We start from the raw sequence: 892 nt of genomic DNA, 5'->3' as shown, positions 1-892 counted from the left end.
CACCTGGCTGTTCCAGGCATCGTTGCGCACAGCACTGGTCGCCTCGCTCAACCCCGCCTGAGTGACATCGCCGGCGAATTCGCCGACGGACAGGTAGGCGAAGACCTCACTGCCCTGGGCCTTGAGGTAATCCAGATCCTTCGACGTGGCATGACCGGGCTCGACCACCACCCACTCGAACTGCGACAACTCGGGCAGGGGCAACTGATCGGCGTACCAGAAGGCTACGCTGGCAGGCTGAGCAAATGTCGTGGAAGCGAAAAATGCGACCGCCAGGCCGAAAAGCCGGGCAATTCCCTTTGAGGACTTCACCTGCATGACCTACTGCACTGGAAAGAGCGCTTGTGCGCTTACTGCTCGATAAAAGCCTCTGAAGAGACTTCCCCCATAACGTCAGGAAACCGGCTCCACCCCACGGAAACCGAGCGAAACTTGACATCAAAAAGCTGGCATATTGAATCAGCCCAACCAAGGATATGTCAATTTTTTGATCAGGCAATGACCAAAAAAACGAACACCCCTCAAGTTAGTCAAATTACCGTCGAGCGCTAACGTGAAATCCGTCACACGGGAAACAACCCTTTAATATCAGGGACAAAGGCGTGTCGAGGCGGAGCGCCAAAAACCTGTCAAGACGCGGATTCGCGAATGCCGCCGCCCATTCCACCGACAGACGGTCACGAAGTCGTTGCGCGGCGCCACCTCAATCCAGACCAGCAGTCCGTCGCTGCGCTATCCGCCAGGACGCCAGCGAGCCGGCGGATTCACACCGGTGCGCTGGCCTGCATGGAGGCACGAGCGGAGAACGCCAGCTGGAAGTCTCGCAGCAGCGGATGCGAGGCACGCCAGTCGAGGTCGGCGAAGCGAAAATCCAGATAGCCCAGGGCGCAGG

At 58.5% G+C, this 892-nt stretch carries 1 protein-coding gene; it reads right to left on the bottom strand.

Features of this window, described 5'->3' with window-relative positions:
• The coding region (locus tag J0A65_RS24365) for a hypothetical protein (protein WP_206596842.1) at window positions 1-318 on the bottom strand (318 nt) is incomplete at its 3' end.
• Between the last annotated feature and the right edge of the window lie 574 nt (window positions 319-892).

Source organism: Bowmanella yangjiangensis (assembly GCF_017255015.1).
GTDB classification, from domain to species: domain Bacteria; phylum Pseudomonadota; class Gammaproteobacteria; order Enterobacterales; family Alteromonadaceae; genus Bowmanella; species Bowmanella yangjiangensis.
The sequence above is the reverse complement of the archived record's forward strand: the minus strand, read 5'-3'. Positions and strand labels throughout refer to the sequence as shown.